The sequence below is a fragment of the Desulfosporosinus sp. OT genome, from assembly GCF_000224515.1.
Lineage (GTDB): Bacteria > Bacillota > Desulfitobacteriia > Desulfitobacteriales > Desulfitobacteriaceae > Desulfosporosinus.
On record NZ_AGAF01000224.1, the window covers coordinates 1 to 1,065 of the forward strand.

A 1,065-nucleotide genomic window follows, 5' to 3' on the forward strand; every position below is an offset into this window, starting at 1 on the left:
TAGTGGAATTGCTGAGCCCAAGACTCAAGCGGGAGTGGAATCATGAATAACGGGAGGATTATTGTTCGGGTAAATCATCATTTTTCAGAGAAATAACTAAAGGGGGGAATCTTAGATGATGTTTGGTTTGATTCTATTGCTCATCGTTGCTTATTGCATGTTTAATTCGTCAAGTTCTGGACGGTCCTGCTGCATGAACCATCAGCCGCAGGGGGATAATTCACTGAATTTGTTGAATGAACGATACGCGCGCGGTGAGATTAATAGAGAGGAATATCTCGAACGGAAACAAGAATTATCCGGGCGAAAATAGCCAATATCCATTAAAAAAGATAGCTTACGGTTGGAGGCAAATCTAGGGCTTGTTTGAAGAAACTAGTTTGAAAGGAGAATTTTAAATGATAGGTGGTTGGGGTAATATGATGGGTGGATGGGGTAATGGCGGTTATGGATACAGTGGTTTTAGGTGGATGGGTATGGGAATGTTCATACCGCTTATCTTAGGGATCGGGATTATTATATTAGGTATTTATGTATTTCGTCGCAACGCTGCGCAGCTTCATACAGGGGCACGAGCTAATCAGAGTGGTTTAGATATCCTCAGAGAACGCTATGCGCGTGGTGAGATAGATTCAGCCGAATATCATAGCCGGAAACAGGATCTAGAGGGGAAATAGGTAGATTGATTACCAAGGAGATTGGAGTAACTTCAGTCTCTTTTCTTATGATTGATCGGCTAAACGTACTAGGATTACATAATAGGATTCATATTAGAAATAATATCAAAAAACCGATGTTTGGAGTGGTGATAAATGGATACGAGGCTAAGAGACCTCCTTGAACAAAAGAAAGCATCTATTTTGAGTAGGTGGTTTGAGGCTATTATCGAGACTTATCCTACTGATACCTCTGGTTTCTTGAAAAAGCAGAAGGATCGGTTTGCTAATCCAGTTGGACATACTGTTTCCCTGGGGATAGAGAGTATGCTGGAAGCTCTTATGGAAGGGAAAGAGCTTAATGAGGAGTTACCATTTCTCGATGACATAATCAAAGTAAGGGCAGTTC

3 protein-coding genes are annotated in these 1,065 nt (G+C 41.2%); all 3 read left to right on the plus strand.

Going from position 1 to position 1,065, the window contains the following annotated elements; genetic code table 11:
- Positions 1-115 precede the first annotated feature (115 nt).
- Positions 116-313, plus strand: coding sequence for an SHOCT domain-containing protein (locus DOT_RS20870; RefSeq protein ID WP_009623207.1), 198 nt, complete (start codon positions 116-118; stop codon positions 311-313).
- An 85-nt stretch (positions 314-398) separates the two neighbouring features.
- Positions 399-677 carry an SHOCT domain-containing protein gene (locus DOT_RS20875; RefSeq protein WP_009623209.1) on the plus strand — a complete coding sequence of 93 codons (279 nt, stop codon included), beginning with the start codon at positions 399-401 and terminating at the stop codon, positions 675-677.
- Positions 678-812: 135 nt separating this feature from the next.
- Positions 813-1,065: RsbRD N-terminal domain-containing protein (locus tag DOT_RS20880; RefSeq protein WP_009623212.1), on the plus strand; the 253-nt coding region annotated here is incomplete at its 3' end.